The sequence below is a fragment of the Pedobacter sp. R-06 genome (genome assembly GCF_049913135.1).
GTDB lineage: Bacteria > Bacteroidota > Bacteroidia > Sphingobacteriales > Sphingobacteriaceae > Pedobacter.
Window position 1 is genome coordinate 6,313,507 of record NZ_CP183977.1, and the last position, 20,945, is coordinate 6,334,451.

The 20,945-nt window shown below is 38.1% G+C and carries 21 protein-coding genes; 9 read left to right on the forward strand and 12 right to left on the reverse strand.

Annotated features, from left to right (window positions below; all coding sequences use genetic code 11):
• Positions 1-235 precede the first annotated feature (235 nt).
• From ACN9MR_RS25790 to ACN9MR_RS25810, 5 genes are all read right to left on the reverse strand, one after another.
• Positions 236-1,423, reverse strand: coding sequence for a hypothetical protein (locus ACN9MR_RS25790; RefSeq protein ID WP_426327301.1), 1,188 nt, complete (start codon positions 1,421-1,423; stop codon positions 236-238).
• Positions 1,424-1,448: 25 nt separating this feature from the next.
• The gene (locus ACN9MR_RS25795; RefSeq protein WP_426327302.1) at positions 1,449-2,276 is read right to left on the reverse strand and encodes a type 1 glutamine amidotransferase; all 828 of its coding nucleotides are present in this window, start codon (positions 2,274-2,276) and stop codon (positions 1,449-1,451) included.
• A 7-nt stretch (positions 2,277-2,283) separates the two neighbouring features.
• Positions 2,284-3,384 carry a carboxylate-amine ligase gene (locus ACN9MR_RS25800; protein ID WP_029274724.1) on the reverse strand — a complete coding sequence of 367 codons (1,101 nt, stop codon included), beginning with the start codon at positions 3,382-3,384 and terminating at the stop codon, positions 2,284-2,286.
• A 29-nt stretch (positions 3,385-3,413) separates the two neighbouring features.
• The gene (locus ACN9MR_RS25805) at positions 3,414-4,541 is read right to left on the reverse strand and encodes an ATP-grasp domain-containing protein (RefSeq protein ID WP_426327303.1); all 1,128 of its coding nucleotides are present in this window, start codon (positions 4,539-4,541) and stop codon (positions 3,414-3,416) included.
• Between the two features lie 113 nt (positions 4,542-4,654).
• Complete coding sequence (locus ACN9MR_RS25810) at positions 4,655-5,362, reverse strand: esterase family protein (protein WP_426327304.1); 708 nt, start codon at positions 5,360-5,362, stop codon at positions 4,655-4,657.
• Between the two features lie 182 nt (positions 5,363-5,544).
• Here ACN9MR_RS25810 and ACN9MR_RS25815 point away from each other — a divergent pair, with 182 nt between their 5' ends.
• The gene (locus ACN9MR_RS25815; protein WP_426327305.1) at positions 5,545-6,357 is read left to right on the forward strand and encodes an alpha/beta hydrolase; all 813 of its coding nucleotides are present in this window, start codon (positions 5,545-5,547) and stop codon (positions 6,355-6,357) included.
• 4 nt (positions 6,358-6,361) lie between these two features.
• Here the strand turns inward: ACN9MR_RS25815 and ACN9MR_RS25820 are convergent, their stop codons facing one another.
• The 3 genes from ACN9MR_RS25820 to ACN9MR_RS25830 all read right to left on the reverse strand — a co-directional run bounded on the left by ACN9MR_RS25820 (position 6,362) and on the right by ACN9MR_RS25830 (position 9,519).
• On the reverse strand, positions 6,362-7,270 hold the full coding sequence (locus ACN9MR_RS25820; protein WP_426327306.1) for a hypothetical protein: 909 nt from the start codon (positions 7,268-7,270) through the stop codon (positions 6,362-6,364).
• Positions 7,271-7,272: 2 nt separating this feature from the next.
• On the reverse strand, positions 7,273-8,709 hold the full coding sequence (locus ACN9MR_RS25825; protein WP_426327307.1) for an MBOAT family O-acyltransferase: 1,437 nt from the start codon (positions 8,707-8,709) through the stop codon (positions 7,273-7,275).
• A 132-nt stretch (positions 8,710-8,841) separates the two neighbouring features.
• On the reverse strand, positions 8,842-9,519 hold the full coding sequence (locus ACN9MR_RS25830) for a TIGR02117 family protein (RefSeq protein WP_426327308.1): 678 nt from the start codon (positions 9,517-9,519) through the stop codon (positions 8,842-8,844).
• A gap of 135 nt (positions 9,520-9,654) precedes the next feature.
• Between ACN9MR_RS25830 and ACN9MR_RS25835 the strand changes: the two genes are divergently transcribed.
• Entirely contained in the window at positions 9,655-10,104 is a 450-nt protein-coding gene (locus tag ACN9MR_RS25835) for a VOC family protein (RefSeq protein WP_426327309.1), read from the forward strand.
• Between the two features lie 3 nt (positions 10,105-10,107).
• Here ACN9MR_RS25835 and ACN9MR_RS25840 read toward each other — a convergent pair whose 3' ends face one another.
• On the reverse strand, positions 10,108-10,467 hold the full coding sequence (locus ACN9MR_RS25840) for a DUF4180 domain-containing protein (protein WP_426327310.1): 360 nt from the start codon (positions 10,465-10,467) through the stop codon (positions 10,108-10,110).
• 270 nt (positions 10,468-10,737) lie between these two features.
• Between ACN9MR_RS25840 and typA the strand changes: the two genes are divergently transcribed.
• The 7 genes from typA (at position 10,738) to ACN9MR_RS25875 (ending at position 18,557) form a co-directional block, all read left to right on the forward strand.
• Complete coding sequence (typA, locus tag ACN9MR_RS25845) at positions 10,738-12,543, forward strand: translational GTPase TypA (protein ID WP_057931394.1); 1,806 nt, start codon at positions 10,738-10,740, stop codon at positions 12,541-12,543.
• A 328-nt stretch (positions 12,544-12,871) separates the two neighbouring features.
• On the forward strand, positions 12,872-13,432 hold the full coding sequence (locus tag ACN9MR_RS25850; RefSeq protein ID WP_426327311.1) for a Crp/Fnr family transcriptional regulator: 561 nt from the start codon (positions 12,872-12,874) through the stop codon (positions 13,430-13,432).
• Between the two features lie 63 nt (positions 13,433-13,495).
• Positions 13,496-14,074, forward strand: coding sequence for an NAD(P)H-dependent oxidoreductase (locus ACN9MR_RS25855; protein ID WP_426327312.1), 579 nt, complete (start codon positions 13,496-13,498; stop codon positions 14,072-14,074).
• A 159-nt stretch (positions 14,075-14,233) separates the two neighbouring features.
• Complete coding sequence (locus ACN9MR_RS25860; protein ID WP_426327313.1) at positions 14,234-15,160, forward strand: lysophospholipid acyltransferase family protein; 927 nt, start codon at positions 14,234-14,236, stop codon at positions 15,158-15,160.
• An 89-nt stretch (positions 15,161-15,249) separates the two neighbouring features.
• Positions 15,250-16,164: a lysophospholipid acyltransferase family protein gene (locus ACN9MR_RS25865; RefSeq protein WP_426327314.1), complete on the forward strand. Its 915-nt coding sequence runs from the start codon at positions 15,250-15,252 to the stop codon at positions 16,162-16,164.
• 40 nt (positions 16,165-16,204) lie between these two features.
• Positions 16,205-17,395, forward strand: a complete 1,191-nt coding sequence (locus tag ACN9MR_RS25870; protein ID WP_426327315.1) for a serine hydrolase domain-containing protein — start codon at positions 16,205-16,207, stop codon at positions 17,393-17,395.
• 118 nt (positions 17,396-17,513) lie between these two features.
• Complete coding sequence (locus tag ACN9MR_RS25875) at positions 17,514-18,557, forward strand: hypothetical protein (protein WP_426327316.1); 1,044 nt, start codon at positions 17,514-17,516, stop codon at positions 18,555-18,557.
• Between the two features lie 193 nt (positions 18,558-18,750).
• On the opposite strand, the gene ACN9MR_RS25880 is transcribed toward ACN9MR_RS25875, so the two are convergent.
• From ACN9MR_RS25880 to ACN9MR_RS25890, 3 genes are all read right to left on the reverse strand, one after another.
• On the reverse strand, positions 18,751-19,311 hold the full coding sequence (locus tag ACN9MR_RS25880; protein ID WP_426327317.1) for a type 1 glutamine amidotransferase domain-containing protein: 561 nt from the start codon (positions 19,309-19,311) through the stop codon (positions 18,751-18,753).
• Positions 19,312-19,382: 71 nt separating this feature from the next.
• Entirely contained in the window at positions 19,383-20,075 is a 693-nt protein-coding gene (locus ACN9MR_RS25885) for a hypothetical protein (protein ID WP_426327318.1), read from the reverse strand.
• A 3-nt stretch (positions 20,076-20,078) separates the two neighbouring features.
• Positions 20,079-20,825, reverse strand: a complete 747-nt coding sequence (locus ACN9MR_RS25890) for a glycosyltransferase family 2 protein (RefSeq protein WP_426327319.1) — start codon at positions 20,823-20,825, stop codon at positions 20,079-20,081.
• Between the last annotated feature and the right edge of the window lie 120 nt (positions 20,826-20,945).

Sequence of the window (20,945 nt, forward strand, 5' to 3'; positions counted from 1 at the left end):
AGGGGGAAGGTGTTCAGATGAATGTAAATTATTGACGTACGGTTTTACCACAGAGGAAACCGAGTTTTTTTACCGAGAATAGGTGAATTATTATTCCTTTCGCTATAATTCATGTATCCACGAACTTTTTGTTTTGCCACAGAACACACTAAAGGATCATATCTGTGTGTTCCTCTATGTCTTATTCTTTGTGATCTCTGTGGTTAGTCTTCGCGAGCTTTGCGGTTAAAAAAAGTTATTCTTCCATAAAACCTACAGTACCACCAACCCAATCGAAATCGGCGTTGTAGCGTACACCAATCATTTTTCCCTTGCTTAATCTTGCCAAATTAATGCAAAGCTGAGGCTCACCGCCATCGGGCCATAGGTACATCATCCTTATTTCTGCTTTTACACCACCATCAGGTGCCAGTACTGCTGGCTCGTAATTTACTTTCCTTTGTAAAATCCAGTTTTCGGGATCTTTTATACTGGTAATGTCCGTTTCGCTTACATCGATAATTACGCCCATCCCTGCGAAAGAGAATAATGGCTTAAGTACGTAGTTTTCTAAATCTTCAGGGATAATTTTTACCTCGTTTAAAAAACGTGTATCGGGTACAAATTCGCTTTTTAGAAATGGCATGGTGTATTTGCTGATGCGGTAAAACCAGTTGGGATGTGTTACCCATTCCACATCAAGTTCTTCACGCGGATCGAAACTGTTTTTGAAAATCTCGGTATTATTGGCTACTTCGTCAAATATCAGGCGGTTATAAATTCTTTTAAGCTGGATCTGTTTGCCATTTTCCTCATAAAATAATTGTTTACCTACTTTTTTAATGTCTTCCAGTGCCAAAATTTTAATACCCAACATTTTTTGGGTAACCAAAAAATCGATGGCCGTTTTTTGGTTAGGCGCATCTACATCCATCAGTGCTACTTCTTCAGGTTGATGGGTACCAATAATCACTTCTTTAAGCAGCCTGATGTAATTTTCTTCATTAAAACCATTTAAGAAATAATTAACCGAATGATCTATTTCAAAACTCGCTTGAAAAGTTTTGGCTAAATGATGCTGAAAACCGTATAGAGAAGGGAAGCCCTGCATTTCGATGAGCATGGGAGTAAGTTCTCCGGCTTCATTTTTACAGATACCAAAATCAAAAGTTAAAAAATGAGGTTGCTCATTTTCATTGGGCACATTCCAGTCTGAAGGGATTGCCTTTTGAGTAAGCGTTTTAAAATTGGGTTGTTTAATCAGGTTTATAATTTCTTCTCCTGCTGCAATCAATTTTTCTTTCAGTGCTTTCGGAATAAATACTGGTGTTTCTGCAACCCTGAAAGGAATTGGAGGGTAGCCATTTTGCAATTGAGTAAGGAAGCTTTTGTACTTCTCATCCGTAAATTGCCGATTGTATTTTTGGCGTTGAGCAGGTATCATAAGTTATATAGTTTTCGTCATTGTGCTACACTTCCTGCAAATTCCCAATTGCTTTTTGTAAGAAATTAGGTAAAATAACACTTTGTGTAAGCACAATTCTTGCCGGATCGTCTAAACTGTTTAACATATCCAGGTATTTTTGTTCCCCGTGCATATCAACTATTGCTTTTTTCTTTTCCTCCTGAAGCAAATACATTTTCATGCCTACCGGATCGGCTTCTGGATGAAACTGAGTACCGATGATTTCATCCGAAAAACGGATCGACATCATACAGCGTTCTAAATCGACATGTTTACGTTCTTTTTCGATGGCTAATAATTTGGCGCCTTTTTTCTCAAAAGCAGCAAAATCTGGCTCGATCACTTGCCAGTCTCTGCTGTCGACCGAAAAGAACGGGTTGGTGATGCCATTAAAAATCTCGTCTTTTTCTCCATCTTCAGTTAAGGTAATCGGGAAAATGCCAAAAGCATTCGACCGTCTTTCGGTTACGTTGCCCAATCCATATTTTCTACAAGCCAATTGGAAGGAATGACAGATCAAAAAAGCATACTTTTTTCGTTCGTCGTTTTTATGGTTAAAAGCTTCTATCTGATCTAAGAGATTAAAGAAATCATTTTCCCATTGTTCGCCCTTACTTTCGATCGGACTACCTGGGCCACCACTAGAAATATAAGCATCATAACCGATGCCTGGTATTTCTCCTTTTTGCCTTAAATCAAATATATCAAAGGTTAAATCGATATTGTTATCGTTTTTAAAACGGGATAAAATTTCCTGAATTCCCCGCATACCCTGATTAGGTGCGCCGTTATTCATGTCAATAACGGCCACCTTTAAGCTACTTTTATCCATTATAAAATTACTTTGCGCCTATAAGTGTTTGAGTAGTAATGTAATCTACCACCGCCTCAAAGTTACCAGTTTGTTGGTAAACTGCCAACTGCCGGTCTGCGCCTGTGCCATGCTCCAGTATTTTATGCACATAATTAATATCATCACGACAGCCTAAATCATCCACCACATCATCTACAAAATCCAATAATTCTAAAATAAGGTTGCGACAGTTTACTTCCATTTCTTTTCCAAAATCGATTAGGTTCCCATCAATTCCATAACGCGCAGCACGCCATTTATTTTCATTAATTAGTGCTCTTGAATAGCTGATAAACTCCATATTCTGCAAACGCAGTTTGTACAGCTTGGCGCACAAAGCCTGAAATAATGCGGTAAAAGCCATCGTTTCATCAATCAGCATCGGGCAATCGCAAATGCGGAACTCAACGGTATCGAAAAACGGATGCACACGGATATCCCACCAGATTTTCTTCGCATTATCCATGCAATTGGTTTTGATGAGCAGTTTTACATAATTATCGTAATCCTCAATGCTGTTAAAAATATCAGGAATCCCAGTGCGGGGAAATTTGTCGAAAATTTTTGTACGGAAAGATTTGTAACCCGTGTTCCGCGATTCCCAGAATGGAGAATTCGTAGATAAGGCAAAAACATGCGGTAAAAAATACCTCACCTGATTGGCGATATGAATGGCCAGCTCGCGAGATTGGAAGCCTACGTGTACGTGCAGGCCAAAAATGAGGTTAGAACGGGCGGCTTCCTGCAGTTCGTTCACAATTTCATTATAGCGGGGATGTTCTGTAATTAATTGTTTTTCCCAGTGTGAGAAAGGGTGTGTACCAGCAGCGCCAATCCTTAAGCCTTGTTCTCCGGCGAGTTGCGATACGGTATAACGCAACTGGGAAATTTCTTTTCGTGCCTCGGTGGTGGTTTTGCAAATTCCGGTACCAACTTCTACCACTGCCTGATGCATTTCAGCCTTAACCTGATCTTTATGGATCTTCTGTGCGGCCTCTACAATTTTTTGGTCGTGAGAAGTAAGCTCTCTGGTAACGGGATCAATTACCATGTATTCTTCTTCTATGCCCAGCGTAAACTCGTTCATCCTTGTATTGATTAAAAATTAAATCCCAATTATTTTTTCGCTGCAGCTTTTTTAGGTTTTGCAGGTGTTTTTTCTGTAGCAGTAACTTTCTTCGGCGCGGATGCTTTAGCTGCCTTTGGTGCAGCCTTAGCAATTAACGGTTTACCACCAACTGACGATTTAATGTATTCGCCCCAGGTTAAATTATCTTGTCCGTCTTTTTGTGCTTTTGCCCTTTCAATGGCATAATTGGCTGTGGTTTCTACTACCCAGTCAAAATTTTCCTGACCAACGCTTTTAATATCGGCATCGGGAGCGGGGTTACAGAAATCGATCGCGATAGGCACTCCATCACGCACAGCAAATTCTACCGTATTAAAATCATACCCTAAATATTTGCATAGTTTTAAGGTGTATTCTTCTACAGTTTTAAGCAGTTTTGCATCTGGCGATTTGCCTTCAGTGGCATAACGTAAGTGATGCGGATTACGCGGGTCGTACTGCATAATACGGACATATTTACCACCAATGCAATAACACCTGAAATATTCTTCGAAAATGATTTCTTCCTGCAAAAGCATCACCAATTGTTGTGTGCCACTATGTTTGTCAAAGAAATCTTCTTTATCATGTAGTTTGTAAACATCTCTCCAGCCACCACCATCATAGGGTTTCATATAGGCGGGAAAACCAGTGTATTCGAAAATGGCATCCCAATCTAATGGCATGGTTAAATTAGAGAAAGATTCTCCGGTCGTTCCTGTAGGATGCTCACGAGATGGAATTAAGGCTGTTTTAGGTACGGGTACACCAATCTGTTCAGCCAGCGCATTATTAAAAAACTTCTCGTCGGCACTCCACCAAAATGGGTTGTTAATTACGGCAGTTCCGGTAATGGCAGCATTTTTTAAAGATGCACGGTAGAATGGCACATCTTGCGAAATGCGGTCTATAATTACCGAATAACCAAGCGGTACATTCTGAAATATTTTGTCGATTTTAACCGCTTCAGCAGTGATGCCTTTTTCTGCTTTTTGATTGATTCTTTCGATTACGGCTTCAGGAAAAGAGCGTTCCTGTCCAAATAAAATCCCTATTTTTTTCATCGTTTTAAATTTGTCTTTCAATGGTGATGAAGCGATCATGAGCAGTGTTGCTGGTTGTACTTGTTTGCTCATGATGGTTTCATTGGTAAATTTTAGTTTAAATGTTTAACTGGTTAATCGGTTAATTGTTTGATAATTATATCCTAAATCGACTCGGGACTTAAGAATGCCGACTTTGGACTAAACTAAAGCTGTGCGATATAATCTGGAAACATTTCTCTCCAGATGGGCCAATCGTGATCGGCATTTTGCCTGATATCAAGCCAGTGGTCGATGCCCTTTTTGTTTAAAATATCGGATAAACGCTCATTATCTGGCCTGCACATATCGCGGTCTGTTGTGCCCAAAACAATTTTCATATAATGCAGTTCGGGGTTACTGTTGTTCAGCAGATTGTCTACAGGGTTGTTAAAATAAACATCATCATTATAAAAACCATCCAACTGACCAGAAATATCGAAAGCCCCGCTCATGCTAAACATATGGCTAACCAACCAGGGATGCCGAAAAGCAAAATTAGCAGCATGATAGCCTCCAAAACTACAGCCAGCGGTAATAATTTTACTGTGCCCGGTTTCATGCCTTGCCAGAGGGGCTACCTCTTCCAATAAATACTTGTCGTACCAGATGTGGTTTTTAACCCTGTCGGCAGGATGAATACTTTTGTTGTACCAGCTTAACTTGTCAACGCCATCGGGGCAATAGATTTTAATTTTTCCTTCATTGATAAATCCCTCAACAGAATCTATAAGTTTGAAATCCTTGTTTTCAAAATATCGACCCATGCTTGTCGGGAACAGTAGGATAGGGATACCACCGTGACCAAAGATGAGCATGTCGATTTCGCCACTTAAATTCGGGCTGTACCATTTCTTATGTTCTTCTTTAACCATAATAAAAATTGAATGATTTAAGGTATAAATTAAAATCTACAAAAAGAATTGTTTAAGCAGTAAAATGATGCAAATTAAAGGCGTATTATAAAAATTAACCTATGATAATTAATAGTTTACGGAGATTTGTACCTTTGCACCCTAATTCTGAGGCGATAGCCATGTGATAGGGGATTTTGAATATGATGTACACAACAATTTTATCGGTAAAAGTTAATACCAGCAACTTTAAAATACCCTCAGCTTATTTAAAGCATGAGGTAGAAATAGATATTTATACACCTGAAGGCATTTTGGGGAATGAAAAAATAGAGCTTCTTTTATTAAATGATGGACAGGATGTGGCCAAAATGGATTTTAGCCGGATTTTGGAAGAAGCCCATCATGGCAAAAGGAACCACAGGTTAATTGTTGTGGCGATTAAAGCATCAGAAGACCGCCTTATGGAATATGGTGTAGCGGGTATGCCCGATTTTAAAGGGCGCGGAGCGAAAGCCAGTTTATACGCCGATTTCGTGATCAAAGAACTTCTGCCTTTTGTTAAAAAGAAAATTGCGATGCCGATAACCGGTAAAGTAGGTTTTGCGGGGTTTTCTCTGGGTGGTTTGTCTGCCTTTGATATCGCCTGGAATAATCCTTCTGCTTTTGATGCCATTGGTGTTTTTTCCGGAGCATTTTGGTGGAGAAAAAAAGACCTGAGCGAAGGGTATACTGATGCGGATCGAATTATGCATGCAAAGCTAGAAATTACTTCTACCAAGCCGGATATGAAATTCTGGCTAATGACTGGAACTGAAGATGAGAAAGCTGATCGGAATAAAAATATGATCATCGATTCTATAGATGATACGATTGATGTTGTTAAAATACTCCTGAATAAAGGCTATAAACGGCCGGAAAATGTTTTTTATTACGAAAAAGTTGGTGGTAAACACGATGTTCCAACATGGGAAAGTGTAATGCCGGCTTTTTTAGATTGGGCGTTTGAGGTCTAATAGCTTATATCTTACCCAAAAGCACATTCATTTTTAAACTTAATTTCTTTGCACCGATTTCGTTAAGGTGGTCTGCATCGTAAAAATCCTGGGCATGGAATGAGCTATCCTGTAAAAGATTAAAATACTTGATGGTACTATGCGATGTATTCAGTTTCTTGATGGTAGAAAGTGTAGTATTCAACTGTTTCTTGCTTAAATGCGATACATAAGATTTATAAGCCGGACTGGTAAATAATAGCACCTTAATGTGCTTGTGCTCTGCGAAGGCGATAATTTCATCCAATAAATGCAGGTTAGTTGGGTATTGCAGATTATCTTTCGCAGTATGTCTTGCAGCGGCAGTTGCACCACTTTTGACTAAATCTTTGTGGTTAATAGACTTGTAGCTCGATCCCCAGCCCAGACTACTGCAACTAATATCATTTTCGCCTTTTAAGTAATGATTGTACAATCGACTCAAATTAATATCGAGTTTGTTGCTTAATATTTCAGTACTGTTGAATATTTTATGATCGGTATTGATATCGTAATAAATGCGATAATTTTTTGCCCGCCATGCTTCAGGGCTGTTCTCTAGTCGGCCATAAAACGAAAAGTAATCAACAGGAATAACGATGTATTTTAAATTGGTCCATTGGTCGCTATATTTTTTTAAAATCTCCAGATCATAGTCGAAAGATTGTGAAATATAACTCGCATTAAAGCTTGATTTAATGTACTTGGGGTTAATACCATAATACACATGGGAGCTGCCCATAAATAAAATGTTTACCTCTTTAGCGTGGTGATCGAGATAGCTTTTTTTATACTCGTAATCGTTTGGAATCCTTCTGATCAAAACTTCGAAAAGAACAGCCAAAAGCATAATTGGCAATATAAAAAGGGTGATATATTTAATGAATTTTTTCATGGTTAAAATTGAAAGTAAATGAATTGCTGTTCGGCTCCTGCGAAAAAGAATATCACCAGAACAAGCCCGTAATAAATGCTCCATCTTATTGGTTTTGGCCACGATAAGGCAAATTTGGCAATGGCATATTGCTCCATCCTGCCATTCCATTCTATTAAAAGAAACAAGGCGAGTAACAATAATAGTTTAACTGGCAGTATTTGAGGAATACTGAAAAACGATTCTGAGCCAATGGTTGATATGATATTGAAAGCATGCTGAACAGAATTTGCCCTAAAGAATATCCAGGCGAAAACCGTTAGCCCAAAGGTTAATATAATCGCTGCTAATTCTTTTAAGCTTGGAAGTGTCTTTCCCTGCGCAACGGTATCCAGGTTCGATCGGTTAGTGTTAAAAATAATCGAGGGCATGATGTACAGCGCATTTAATAAGCCCCAGATGATGAATGTCCAGTTGGCCCCGTGCCAAAAACCGCTCACCAGAAAAATGATAAATGTGTTCCGTACTTTTATCCAGGTTCCACCTTTGCTCCCACCTAATGGGATATACAAATAATCTCTGAACCAGGTAGAGAGGGAAATATGCCACCTACGCCAGAATTCGGCAATATCCCTGGAGAAATAGGGGTAGGCAAAGTTTCTTAATAGCTCTATCCCAAATAAACGTGCTGTACCCAGGGCAATGTCTGAATAGCCCGAGAAATCGCCGTAAATCTGAAAGGCAAAAAGAATGGCGCCGAGCAATAAAGTGCTCCCCGAGTATTCTCCGGAATGATTAAAAATCATATTGGCATAATTGGCACATTGATCGGCAATGACGATTTTTTTAAACAAGCCCCATAAAATCTGTCGCAAACCATCAATGGCTTTACTATAATCAAAAGACCTTGCCTTCTTGATCTGTGGAAGCAAATGTGTTGCCCGTTCTATCGGCCCGGCAACCAACAGCGGGAAAAAACTCACAAATAAAGAATAATCAATAAAGTTCTTTTCTGCCGGTATACGGTTCTTATAAATATCGATTACGTACGACAGGCCATGAAAAGTGTAAAATGATATACCAACAGGTAAAATGACTTTTAATGTCCATGGATTTACCTGAAGGCCAAAATTTGCAATAGCATCAGCGAAAGAACCGGCGAAGAAGTTGTAGTATTTAAATACCCCTAAAAAGCCCAGATTGATGGAAATGCTCAGCCAGAACCAAAATTTTTTGGACCTTCCGTTTTTACTTTCCGTCATTTTTAAGCCGGTGAAATAATCCAGTAGGGTGGAAAAAATGAGCAGGAACATAAAACGCCAATCCCAGCAGGCATAAAAGAAATAGCTTGCCCCCAGCAATAATATATTTTGAGATCTTAAACGTTCTTTTCCCAAAACCCAATAAAGTATAAAAACTATGGGCAGAAAAGCAGCAAAGCTAAAAGAGTTGAACAGCATAGCGTTAAGGTTAATACTTCGTTTAAGAATAAAATTAACGCTTTGTGCTGTCCGATTAATATGACAAGTAAATTTGTACGCAGAATTGCTTAAAGGTGTAAAACACCTGTATAGTTATTTCACTGTATTTTATCACTGGTATTTTAAAAAAATACCGGTGTCGAAAATGGTCCACAAACAGCTTTTTTGCCCGCAAGCTTTAAGTGCTGCATTTGCCCAGGTATTGCAGGTTTTGAAAATACTGTAACTTCCGTTTGCTTCGTAAAAGGCATCACCAATATCATAATGGATGTTCGATTTAACATTGATCAAATGTCCGGTTTCGTCTTTTTTGAAACTATTTAAAATATAATCGATCAGTTGTCGGTATTGCGCCTTGCTGATGATAATTTTCTTGCAGCTCGCATCTTCCCATATGTTTCTGTAATAGGTGGTGTGCATGGCAGATGTACTCAGTCCAGAGATTGCCCGTAAGCCGTTACTGAGTTTAAGGTCCGAAAATTCTGGTGTTTCCAGGTAGAATTTTTTATCGCCCCAGCCCATAGCCAGGTATTGATAGGTGCTATCGGCTTCAAGCGTATTTTGGTAACTGATTTCTTTTGTCCAGTTCATTTCTGCACTAACAGCTGGAACGATGATATCGGTGTGTACGCCGTTCGTCATGATGTAGATGGCAACCTCTTTGGGATTTGAAGGGCTGGCATTTATGGTAATGCGTGAGCAACAAAAGGCGATTAGGAAATAAAGCCCAATCAACGCGATAAAAGCAATGCTGCACCTGCCTGCATATTTTAAAAACCTTTTGTTCATTTCAATCCAGTTATTTATGCTTAATACAGCATTTGAGTTTTTGGTAACCCATCAGGCTGCAGATATCGATTTTGTTGATGGCAGTATCGAAAAACACGATTTTTTGCGGCAATAACTTATTTCTACCTTCAATGTATGATAAAAGGACTGTTTGAAACACATATTTATGTTGAAGATTTAGCAAGATCGATCGATTTTTACAGTAATACATTGGGTTTAACACAGTGCCACTACGAGGAAGGACGCAAAATTGCCTTTTTCTGGATTGGAAAACCCCATGAAGCCATGTTAGGGATCTGGGAAAAACCTAAAGACGAAATCGATATCAGGCATTTTGCCTTTCGTTGTGAAGTAGATGATGTACTGCATAAATCAGTTCAATTTCTTGAATCTAAGAACCTTCAGCCTTATAATTTTCTTAAAAGTGGAAATCACGAACCAATGGTTTTTGCCTGGATGCCCGCTTTAGCTATTTATTTTAACGATCCTGATGGGCATGCATTAGAATTTATTGCCATTTTAGAAGGAAAGGCAAGGCCAGAGCTAGGCGTAATTTCTTACGAGGATTGGTTAAGCAAACAGTAAACTTCATTCAGCTAGCTTTGTCAGGGCTTCAGCCGTCGAACCCAAAAAATTGATGTGTTTGCCTTTATTGCTTTCGTAAATAAAACCTTTAATGCTTTTGCTTTGATATGGGCTAAAATCGCCTATAATTGCAAGGCTTACCCGGTAATTTGAAAACTTCTGGAGGATTTCTCCAGCTATTCCGTTTTTCAGATCGAAGAAAGCAGGTGTAATGTTCTGTTCGTGTATAATGATTTTATCAAAACCCTGGTAGTATAGGTTTCCCAATAAGTCTAATCCATCGGCTGCATTATTAATAATTATTTCTTCCGAAAGAACTTCGGCAATATTGGCATTGTTTAAGGTGTGCGATTCAATTTTCATCTGTTGATTTTAATAGGCAGGTAAAAGTAATGATATTCATAATATAAAAATTATGCTTAACTGAATCTAAAACTAAATTTAGTTAAGCTTGTTCAGGATTTTCTAAGAATCCAACGGAAAGGTAAGGGAGTAATAAAAGTGAAAATATAGCATTCGCTTTTCTGTTTAAAATGAGATAATTACAACATTATCATCATATTAAATAGTGATAGATATAGTAGAAAATCCATTTCAAAACACTATCTTTGCGCCAAATTTGAGGCGCATTTTATGCAAAAGATTAGAAATATAGCTATTATAGCACACGTTGACCACGGCAAAACTACTTTGGTTGATAAGATTTTACATTCTTGTTCTATTTTTCGTGACAACGAACAAACAGGAGATTTGATATTGGATAACAACGATTTAGAGCGTGAACGTGGTATCACGATTGTATCTAAAAACGTATCGGTTCAATACAAAGACGTAAAAATTAACATTATTGACACACCTGGTCACGCGGATTTCGGCGGTGAGGTAGAGCGTGTTCTGAAAATGGCAGATGGTGTACTTTTACTTTGCGATGCTTTTGAAGGTGCAATGCCTCAAACGCGTTTCGTAACGCAAAAAGCTCTAGCCCTTGGTTTAAAACCAATTGTGGTAGTAAACAAAGTGGATAAAGAAAACTGTCGCCCAGAAGAGGTTTATGAGCAGATTTTCGAATTGTTCTTTAACCTTGAAGCAACTGAAGATCAATTGGATTTCCCTGTAATTTACGGTTCATCTAAACAAGGATGGATGAGTACCGACTGGAAAGTTCCAACTACTGATATTTTCGCTTTATTAGATGCGGTTGTGGCTAACATTCCACCTGCACCAATTAACGACGGTACTTTACAGATGCAGATCACTTCGTTAGATTATTCATCTTTCGTAGGTCGTATCGCAATCGGTCGTGTACACCGTGGTACAATTAAAGAAAACCAACCGGTTACTTTAATCAAACGCGATGGTAAAATCGTAAAATCAAGAGTAAAAGAACTTTATACTTTCGAAGGTTTAGGTAAAATCCGCACTACAGAAGTAAGTTCAGGTGATATTTGTGCAGTTGTAGGTATTGATGGTTTTGATATTGGCGATACAATCGCTGATTTTGAGGCACCAGAACAATTACCGGTTATCAGCATTGATGAGCCAACGATGAACATGTTGTTTACCATTAACAACTCTCCATTTTTTGGTAAAGAAGGTAAATTAGTAACCTCTCAGCGTATTAAAGAACGTTTGTATAAAGAGATGGAGAAAAACTTAGCATTAAAAGTTGTTGAAACAGCTTCTCCTGATGCTTGGTTGGTTTATGGCCGTGGTATTCTCCATTTATCTGTACTGATCGAAACGATGCGTCGTGAAGGTTATGAGATTCAGGTAGGTCAGCCTCAGGTTATCATTAAAGAAATTGATGGTAAGAAACATGAGCCGATTGAAACTTTAATCGTTGATGTTCCGGGCGAAGTTTCTGGTAAAGTAATCGAATTGGTAACTCAACGTAAAGGCGAGTTGTTAATTATGGAGCCAAAAGGCGATTTACAGCACTTAGAATTCGAAATCCCTGCCCGTGGTATCATTGGTTTACGTAACAACGTTTTAACTGCTACAGCAGGAGAGGCGATTATGGCACACCGTTTCAAAGCTTATGAGCCTTGGAAAGGTACAATCCCTGGTCGTTTAAACGGTGTATTGGTGTCAATGGAAAAAGGACAAACTACTGCTTATTCAATCGATAAGTTACAAGATAGAGGTCGTTTCTTTATCGATCCGGGAACTGATGTTTACGAAGGTCAGATTATGGGTGAGCACATCCGTGATAACGATTTAGTGGTAAACGTGGTAAAAGGTAAAGCATTAACCAACATGCGTGCCTCTGGTACTGATGATAATACCCGTATTGCACCGGCAATTAAATTCTCTTTAGAAGAGGCTATGGAATATATCCAGGCTGATGAGTATATCGAGGTTACACCGCAAAGCATGCGTTTACGTAAAATCTTCTTAACAGAACAAGAACGTAAAGTTAAAGGAAAGCAATTCGCTTAAACCCCTAAATCCCCTAAAGGGGACTTAAAAATATAGATTACTAAAGCCCCGATGTAAATCGGGGCTTTTTTGCGTTTAAATGGTTTGTTGAGTTGACAACTTTAATAATAAATGGACCAGGAAGTTGTCAACTCTAAGAGTTAGCTTCTTAAGAGTGATAAAAATAATTAGGAAAGCAATTTGAATACCTTTTTTAAAGTCAGTCCTTCTTTCCGCTAATCCCCGATGAAGAATCGGGGGATACCGCTGCAATAAGGTTTAGGGGCGTTGGGGCGGTGGTATTAGGTTTCTTCAGTTTTACTTATCTTTCCAAAACAATATAATATCCATGCAAAGCTACCTACAATCCTTTAATATTCTTTCATCGGCAGAAATTGATGTTTTTAAAGCAAACGCTACACCAAGAACATTAAAAAAAGGAGAATTCTTCATCACCGAGAATAAAATATGTAGGGAAGTGGCTTTTATAAAATCGGGGATTCTGCGTTCTTTTTATACATCTGCCAGCGCAGAAGAATATACCTATTGCCTTACCTTTCCGAATCAGTTTATGACAGCTTATTCGTCATTGATTACCGGCAATCCCACCGTTGAGAATATTCAGGCCATGAGCAATGTGGATTTATTGATCATTAAAAAAGAAGTGGTAGATGGTTTGGCCGAGTCAAGTATTAATGGATTGAAACTTTTAAAAACAATAGCCGAACAGCAATATTTACATTTAGAGAAACGGGTTTTTATGTACCAGAAAGATGCTGCCAAAGAACGTTACCTGGAACTTTTTAAAAGTTATCCCGATTACATTAAACGGATTCCGGTGAAATATCTCGCATCTTTTCTGGCTATCACTCCGAGGCATTTAAGCAGATTGCGGAAAGAAATCATTTAAGGACATTTGTCTGCCTATCGAGCGTAAAATCAAAGCTAGTTTTGTGGTTTAAATAAAAATAGCATGAAAAATATTCTTATTATCAATGGCCATCCAAATAAAGACAGTATTAATTTTGCTTTATCAGAAGCTTATTATAACGGTGCAGAAAAGGCAGGGGCAAATGTTTCGGTAATCCATATTGCCGATTTAACATTCAATCCCAATCTGCAGTTTGGCTATCGCCAGCGGATGGTATTGGAACCAGATCTGTTATTCAGTTTGGAAAAAATCAAAGCTGCTGATCATTTGGTTTGGGTACATCCTGTTTGGTGGGGCGGCATGCCTGCCATAATGAAAGGTTTTATCGATCGTTTATTTCTTCCTGGGATTGCCTTTCAATATCGCGAAAATAGTGTTTGGTGGGATAAATTGTTAAAAGGAAAAACAGCAAGGATTATCACTACACTAGACCAGCCATCCTGGTATTATCGATTGTTTTTTGGCCGACCAAGTGTTAACCAGCTAAAGAAAAGTGTACTTCAGTTCTGTGGGGTAGATCCGGTAAAAGTTACTTATGTAGGGATTATCAAAAAATCAACTGAGAAACAGCGTTTAAAATGGCTTTCTGAAGTGTATAAATTAGGCTATCGTTTGCATTAAGTATTTGTAATCCAGTTTAATCATTAATCTGGCGCACCATTTTTTGTCAGTGTATTTTCATAAAACCTATGGGAATAAAAAACTAACAATTATATGGCAATTAATTTTAGGTTCAGCCTTAATTTTGTGTTTTTGCAAGCAAACTAATCATCCCACCTCATGATTAATAAAGGGTTATCCAAAATGGGTATATTTTTATTAAATATGCTCTCTCTTTTGCCGTTATTTATTTTATACAGATTGGCGGATGTTTTTTATGTGTTAATATTTTATGTTTTTGGCTACCGTAGGAAAGTGGTCAGAGAAAATCTGGTTAATGCATTCCCCGAGAAGAATACTCCAGAAATCAATGCCATAGAAAAACGTTTTTATAAATTTTTCTCCTCACTTTTTATCGAAGTGATTAAAATGAAAAGCATTTCTAAAAAGGAATTAAATAAAAGGGTAAAATTTAAAAATACCGATCTGGTAGAAGCTTATCTCAAAAACAACGAAAGTGTGCTTTTCTGTTCATCACATTATGGCAATTATGAATGGGTGTGTATGGCTATTGGCTTAAACTTTTCTGGCAAACATTACCCAATTTATAAACCGTTGAGCAGCGAGGCTTTTGATAAGTGGTTTTTGACCATGAGAAGCAAATTTGGCAATCATATGGTGTCTATGCGTCAAACTTTAAGGGCTATTCAATCGAGTAAAAATAAACCGACCATGTTTACCTTTGGAAGCGATCAGGCACCTTCAAAAGATGAATCGAACTACTGGACGACCTTTTTAAATCAGGAATCTTCTATCCAGTTAGGGGTGGAGAAAATAGCAAGAAAAACAAACCGACCAGTGTTTTACCTCAAAATAAATTATTTAAAAAGAGGGTATTACGAAGTAGATTGTGTGCCGATCTGTTTAAAGCCAGCAGAAACTGCTGAGTTCGAAATCACCGAAATGCATACGCACTTTTTAGAGGATATGATCAAAGAAGCACCAGCTTATTGGTTATGGAGCCACCGCAGATGGAAATATAAACCTGAGCAGAAGATTTCAGAAATCATCAGAAAAGATCAAAATATAATGGATGCCATGGCCTAGGCTAATCCATTTGTCTAAATATGAAATCTAACATTTTCGTGGCATAATTTTTTAAGGTGCTTTTTAAATTAGCACTTTAAATTTCTGGTATGATTAAAAAGGGGATTTCCCATTTGGGAATATTTTTTTTAGGCGTATTATCTCTGCTTCCATTATCTGCTTTATACATTTTGGCCGACGGAGCCTATTTACTACTGTATTTTGTTTTCGGTTATCGGCGTAAAGTTGTTCGGGAAAATTTATTAAATGCGCTTCCTGATAAAACATTAGAAGAAATTTTGGTTATCGAAAAACGCTTTTACCGATACCTGGCTTCGCTGGTCTTCGAGATTATTAAAATGGGCAATATCTCAAAAAAAGAAATCGAAAGGCGTTTCGTATTTAAAAACAAAGCGCAGGTTCAGGAATATTTAGATCGGGGAGAAAGTGTATTAGTCTGTTCAGCACATTATGGAAACTGGGAATGGGGTACCTTAGGTATCGGGCTCAATTTTTCTGCAGATCATTATCCCATTTATAAGCCCTTAACCAATCCGGTTTTCGATACTTGGTTTAAAAAAGTACGAAGCAAATTCGGTAACAAATTAATTGCCATGCGACAAACCATGAGGGCTTTGCAGGCGAGTAAAGATAAACCGAGCATATTTAGTTTTGGGAATGACCAGGCACCCTCAAAAGACGAGTCGCATTATTGGACAAGTTTTATGCATCAGCCCAGTTCTGTCCAGTTAGGGATTGAAAAAATTGCAAAACGTACCAACCAGCCTATCTTTTATTTCAAAATCAATGTGCTTAAACGAGGCTTTTACGAGGTAAATTGTGTGCCCCTTTGTTTAAATCCGGCCGAGACCGCCGAGTTTGAAATTACTGAAATGCACACCCGTTTTTTGGAAGAAATTATCAAGGCAAAGCCCGAGTATTGGTTGTGGAGCCATAAAAGGTGGAAATATAAACCTAAACATCAACTTCTTTTTACCACAAATGAATTTCTTAAGCAGGCATAATTTCCTAAATATTTTATATTTGTTGGGATAACGCCTACCCATGAAAACTTTCAAAAAAATACTCTTAATTCTGATTTATTCATTTTTTTTATCGCTGTTTGCACTATTTCTTTGGAAGCCCTATCTGTTAATTGTGTTAAAAAATAGAACACCTGGTGCCGAAACGTATAAAATTTTCCCGCAGGAAACTTCGCATAAAAGTGATTCTGCCTTTCATTTCATCAGATCGGGCAAGCAACGGAACGATTTAGATACACTTCATGTCCTGGACGGAAACAATCAATCTATTCCCTTGAAGGAGTATTTAAAAAATGGGCAGATCAATGTTTTTATCGTGATCAGGAATGATAGTGTTTTATACGAAAAATATGATAAGGGTTATCGTGATAGCACCTTAGCCACCATATTTTCTGGTGCCAAAAGCATGATTTCCATTATGATCGGGCAAGCATTAAATGAGCATAGCATTAAAAGTTTAAACGATAAAGTAACTCAGTATATTCCGGAATTAAAACCGAATTCCGCCTTTGAGGAGATTACATTAAAAAACCTTTTAGATATGAAATCAGGCCTGGAGTTTCAGGATGCTATAGGTGGAATTGTTAAGGCTTTTTTTTCTGATGAAGCCAAATATTATTATACGGATGATATGAAAGCCCAACTGATGAAAGTTAAACTGGTAAATAAACCCGGTACGGTTTGGAAGTACAAAAGTATCGATCCGATTTTATTGGGTTGGGTTTTGCAAAAGGCAACGGGTAAATCGGTGGCTCAATATTTCGAAGCCAATGTATGGAAAAAGATGGGAACACAGTATAACGCAACCTGGGGATTGGATCAGCTTAACGGTTTAACAAATACCGCGAGCCGTTTTCAGGTAACTGCTATTGATCTCGCTAAAATTGGCCGGTTGTATTTAAATAAAGGCAAATACAACGGCAAACAGATCGTTCCAGAAAGCTGGGTAAATCAATCGATAAATATCGGTACCGAAAAACCTGCATCGGCAAAAGGCTGGCAAAAATCAGCCCATCACTACCTTTGGTGGATTCCGCAGGAAGGAGATAACGGTGATTATGCTGCAGAAGGCATGCTTGGCCAAAGGTTGTACATTGATCCAAAAACGAATACCATTATTGTGCAGTTTGCCGATCATGGTGCTGGGAATTATCCTTACCGGAAAATCAGCAGGTATTTGAGTGGCTTGCCGTTTAAGTACCCTGGGTCTTAACGGCAAAGTTCGCTAAGAAACGGGTGCAAAGGGCACAGTGCAATGCACGACTTTGTATTCTTCGCGGAAAATTTCGTACCCTTTGTGGTTAAATTTTTAAATAGTACATTGCCTCTACATGGAAAATAACGATGTAAGAATTTCAAAAAAGAAGCCGATTTTTCCGGTAACGCCTGCTTTACAGAAATATTTACGCACTTATCAACGCGAAGCGAAATTGCCCATCGGTTATAATGATTTAATGCAGTTTAACGAGGCTTTCCCTTTAATGGATAAGTTTGGTAAAGACTCGCTCTGGGAAGGGCCGATTTATGCGCAGGATTTAATTGAAACCCTGCATGATGGTTTAAAGGAAATTTATGCGAACCTAAAAGCATCGGGCAATCTACGGATTGTGGAACATAAATACATCGATAAAATTGAATATTGTACTTTCGGAAATACCCATCCATTTCGTATCCGCATTGTAAACCGTTTAAATGATGTTTACGATTATTTCTACATCAAAAAAGCTGATGCTTCGCGTATTTATGGCTTGGAAATGGAAGAAATCCTTTCGCCAAATCAGGTGAATTACCTGGTTGATGGCAATACTTTAGTGGAAGAACATATTGCAGGGATTCCAGGTGATGTTTTTACAAAAGGGCAGTTATATACACCTGAGTTTAATCCGACCAGGATAGCAAAAGAATTTGTAAAGTTTAACGAACGTTGTTTAATTATGCTTTTAGGTGATATGCGGGCTTATAATTTTGTAGTACAGATAACACCCGATTTTGATGATATTCAGTTCCGTATCCGTGCAATAGATTTCGACCAGCAGTTTTACGAAGGGAACTTAAAGGTTTATCTGCCCCAGTTTTTTAAAGAGAATCTGCCTTATGTTAAAATGAGCATGGAGCAATTAACTGAGAAAACCGTACTGCAATACCAACAGGAAGAGCGATCGTCTATTGTGCACCGTGTAAGGAGCGAAAGGCACCGATTAACTGATCTCCGCGATGTTTCGAACAAAGAAGAACTCACCACACCTGAAAACATCGCGCTGCTAAAACAGAGTATGAGCGATTATTTTAAGGATGCAAATTATTTACGCTGTAAAACCATGACCGACATTATTGAATTGAACATCAAAAATATTATTAGACAGGTTAAATTGTAAAGTGCTGTGGAGTTAGATGTTAGCGTGGTGTTGGATGTTACCATCCGACACTGAAAAGGATTAAACAAGGTAATTCTATTTTATTGAGAATAACGCTCCGTCAGATGGTAGCATCTGACGGCAACAAATAAATAAAAACGGCTGACAATTGCCAACCGTTTTTGAGTGAATCTAGAAAGAGCGTCCAAAGTTTTTAAGCATGCTGCCCTTCGTGAACACCTTCTGCAAATTCTTCTACAATTTTATCGTTAAAAGCAGGCAGATCTTTTGGTGTACGGCTGGTAACCAAGCCCTGGTCTACCACCACTTCCTCATCCGACCATAGTGCGCCTGCGTTGATCAAGTCCTGTGAAATGTTTTTTACTGAGGTCATTTTTCTGCCTTGAACCACATCTGCATTAATTAGGGTTTGAGGCCCATGACAGATTGCCGCAACTGGTTTCCCATCGGCAAAGAAAGATTTTACAAAGGCTATCGCATCTTCATTAACACGAAGCTGATCGGGATTGATAACACCGCCCGGTAGCAGCAGACCATTATAATCTTCGGCATTTGCTTCCGAAATGGTTTTGTCTACATCAACTTCTATCGACCAATGATCATGGTCCCAGGCTTTTATTTTTCCACTTTTTGAGGAGATAATGTGAACGGTTGCGCCCTCTTCTTTTAACCTTTTAACTGGTTCGGTTAATTCTACTTCTTCAAATCCGCTTTCTGTAAGTACAGCAATAATGCGGTTACTTAATTGTCCCATAATCTTTAATTTTTAATAAGGTGATATATTAAAGACAGTTAGGGGAAATTATTGTTTTTAGAAATTTGAGATTAGGGGATGATCTCTAATGTTGTTAATTTGTTTAGCTGATAATTGTAAAGTGCTTCGTAAACTACCCGGCTTACAATTGTTTTTATTGCGACCGCATCTTTAAAGCCTTCTAAGGGGCATTTAATTTGATAACAGGTGAGCGATTTATTTTTCTTAAAGCCGATCTGTTTAAGCACAATTATTGCAGATTTATGAAAATAATTCTTAACCAGAATATCTGAAAATGGGGTTAATCTGATAATGATTTTGTTCTTTTTTATCGAAAATTTAAGATAAAGGTTTTCTTCTTTCCGTAGATGGAAAATAAAAGCACTGATTTTATTTTCAACCAGATCGAAAATGGCATCATCAAACTCTTGTCCGTCATTAAAGTAACTGGGTTTATAACTGTTTAATTGTTTAAGTTCTTGGTCAAGCTGTGCTTGCAGAAGTGTATAATAATCATAAGATCCTCCAAGCTTGCTTCTTTCAGCATAATAATCTGATCTTCTTTTCAGTTGTTCTTTTTCCTGCAAACCGGGATCAATCAACAATTCAATTAATCTGATCTGGTGTTGGATTTTAGCTAGAATTTTAGAATTCAAGTAAATAGCTTTGTAATCGTTATCCAGCTTATCGCTTTCGATTAAGGACTCGATCAATTCCTTTTCCTGCTTATAAATAGAGAGTAGTTCGTTAATTTCTTCATTCATAAGCTAATCATTAGTTCTGCGGTGTTTTACAAAATACAAAGCTAAATTACCTGCGATGATAATATGATTAAAGATATTCGGTACTAAGCCATAATATTTGGTGAAGATTTTAAACCGTTCTTTTAAGCTCTCGCGATGTTTTTTCTTGCTCATGCCACCAACCAGATATTTGGCTACATAACGGTGAACATTAACAATATTTGAGGCTTTTTTTGCCGCTTTGATGATCCAATCAATATCTGAACTGTACTTATAAGTTAAATCGTATGGTGTAATAATACTGCGGCGGATGTAAATGGCCTGATGGCTAATGTTCATGCCGTATTTAAAGCTGGTCCAGTCGAATTCTTCGGGTGCTTCGTGCCTTCTACGGCCTAAATTTTCCCAGTTATCATTGTACATTTCCGTTTCCCCGTAATAAATATCGGCACCAGGGGCAGTAGCAAAAACATCCTCAACGGTATGTTTATCATAAATCTCATCTCCTGAGTTCATGAATAAAACATAATCGCCAGTAGCTAGCGCCAAACCTTTGTTCATGGCGTCGTAAATGCCTTTATCAGGTTCAGATACAATTTTTGTAATCTGATCCTTATAACGCTCAACAACCTGCAAAGTGCCATCTGTAGAGGCCCCATCAATTACTATATATTCAATTTTTTTATAGGTCTGATTAAGGATCGACTGGATGGTACGTTCGATATCGCGAACGTTATTGTACACAATGGTAATGACTGTTAGCTTTGGCAAAGGATGGCTTTTTGGATTGGAGTAAATTTAATAAAGATTGTGCGAATTTTCTGCCTCAATGTGAAAATGAAATTGGGGAAACATTTTGCATCAAAACGCGCTGTAGTCAATCTAAATTCC

Bases quoted from the DNA above. Each gene is read 5' to 3' on its own strand.
- ACN9MR_RS25790 (WP_426327301.1), bottom strand. From the start codon at position 1,423: ATGATACCTGCTCAACGCCAAAAATACAATCGGCAATTTACGGATGAG.
- ACN9MR_RS25795 (WP_426327302.1), bottom strand. From the start codon at position 2,276: ATGGATAAAAGTAGCTTAAAGGTGGCCGTTATTGACATGAATAACGGC.
- ACN9MR_RS25800 (WP_029274724.1), bottom strand. From the start codon at position 3,384: ATGAACGAGTTTACGCTGGGCATAGAAGAAGAATACATGGTAATTGAT.
- ACN9MR_RS25805 (WP_426327303.1), bottom strand. From the start codon at position 4,541: ATGAGCAAACAAGTACAACCAGCAACACTGCTCATGATCGCTTCATCA.
- ACN9MR_RS25810 (WP_426327304.1), bottom strand. From the start codon at position 5,362: ATGGTTAAAGAAGAACATAAGAAATGGTACAGCCCGAATTTAAGTGGC.
- ACN9MR_RS25815 (WP_426327305.1), top strand. From the start codon at position 5,545: ATGATGTACACAACAATTTTATCGGTAAAAGTTAATACCAGCAACTTT.
- ACN9MR_RS25820 (WP_426327306.1), bottom strand. From the start codon at position 7,270: ATGAAAAAATTCATTAAATATATCACCCTTTTTATATTGCCAATTATG.
- ACN9MR_RS25825 (WP_426327307.1), bottom strand. From the start codon at position 8,709: ATGCTGTTCAACTCTTTTAGCTTTGCTGCTTTTCTGCCCATAGTTTTT.
- ACN9MR_RS25830 (WP_426327308.1), bottom strand. From the start codon at position 9,519: ATGAACAAAAGGTTTTTAAAATATGCAGGCAGGTGCAGCATTGCTTTT.
- ACN9MR_RS25835 (WP_426327309.1), top strand. From the start codon at position 9,655: ATGATAAAAGGACTGTTTGAAACACATATTTATGTTGAAGATTTAGCA.
- ACN9MR_RS25840 (WP_426327310.1), bottom strand. From the start codon at position 10,467: ATGAAAATTGAATCGCACACCTTAAACAATGCCAATATTGCCGAAGTT.
- typA (WP_057931394.1), top strand. From the start codon at position 10,738: ATGCAAAAGATTAGAAATATAGCTATTATAGCACACGTTGACCACGGC.
- ACN9MR_RS25850 (WP_426327311.1), top strand. From the start codon at position 12,872: ATGCAAAGCTACCTACAATCCTTTAATATTCTTTCATCGGCAGAAATT.
- ACN9MR_RS25855 (WP_426327312.1), top strand. From the start codon at position 13,496: ATGAAAAATATTCTTATTATCAATGGCCATCCAAATAAAGACAGTATT.
- ACN9MR_RS25860 (WP_426327313.1), top strand. From the start codon at position 14,234: ATGATTAATAAAGGGTTATCCAAAATGGGTATATTTTTATTAAATATG.
- ACN9MR_RS25865 (WP_426327314.1), top strand. From the start codon at position 15,250: ATGATTAAAAAGGGGATTTCCCATTTGGGAATATTTTTTTTAGGCGTA.
- ACN9MR_RS25870 (WP_426327315.1), top strand. From the start codon at position 16,205: ATGAAAACTTTCAAAAAAATACTCTTAATTCTGATTTATTCATTTTTT.
- ACN9MR_RS25875 (WP_426327316.1), top strand. From the start codon at position 17,514: ATGGAAAATAACGATGTAAGAATTTCAAAAAAGAAGCCGATTTTTCCG.
- ACN9MR_RS25880 (WP_426327317.1), bottom strand. From the start codon at position 19,311: ATGGGACAATTAAGTAACCGCATTATTGCTGTACTTACAGAAAGCGGA.
- ACN9MR_RS25885 (WP_426327318.1), bottom strand. From the start codon at position 20,075: ATGAATGAAGAAATTAACGAACTACTCTCTATTTATAAGCAGGAAAAG.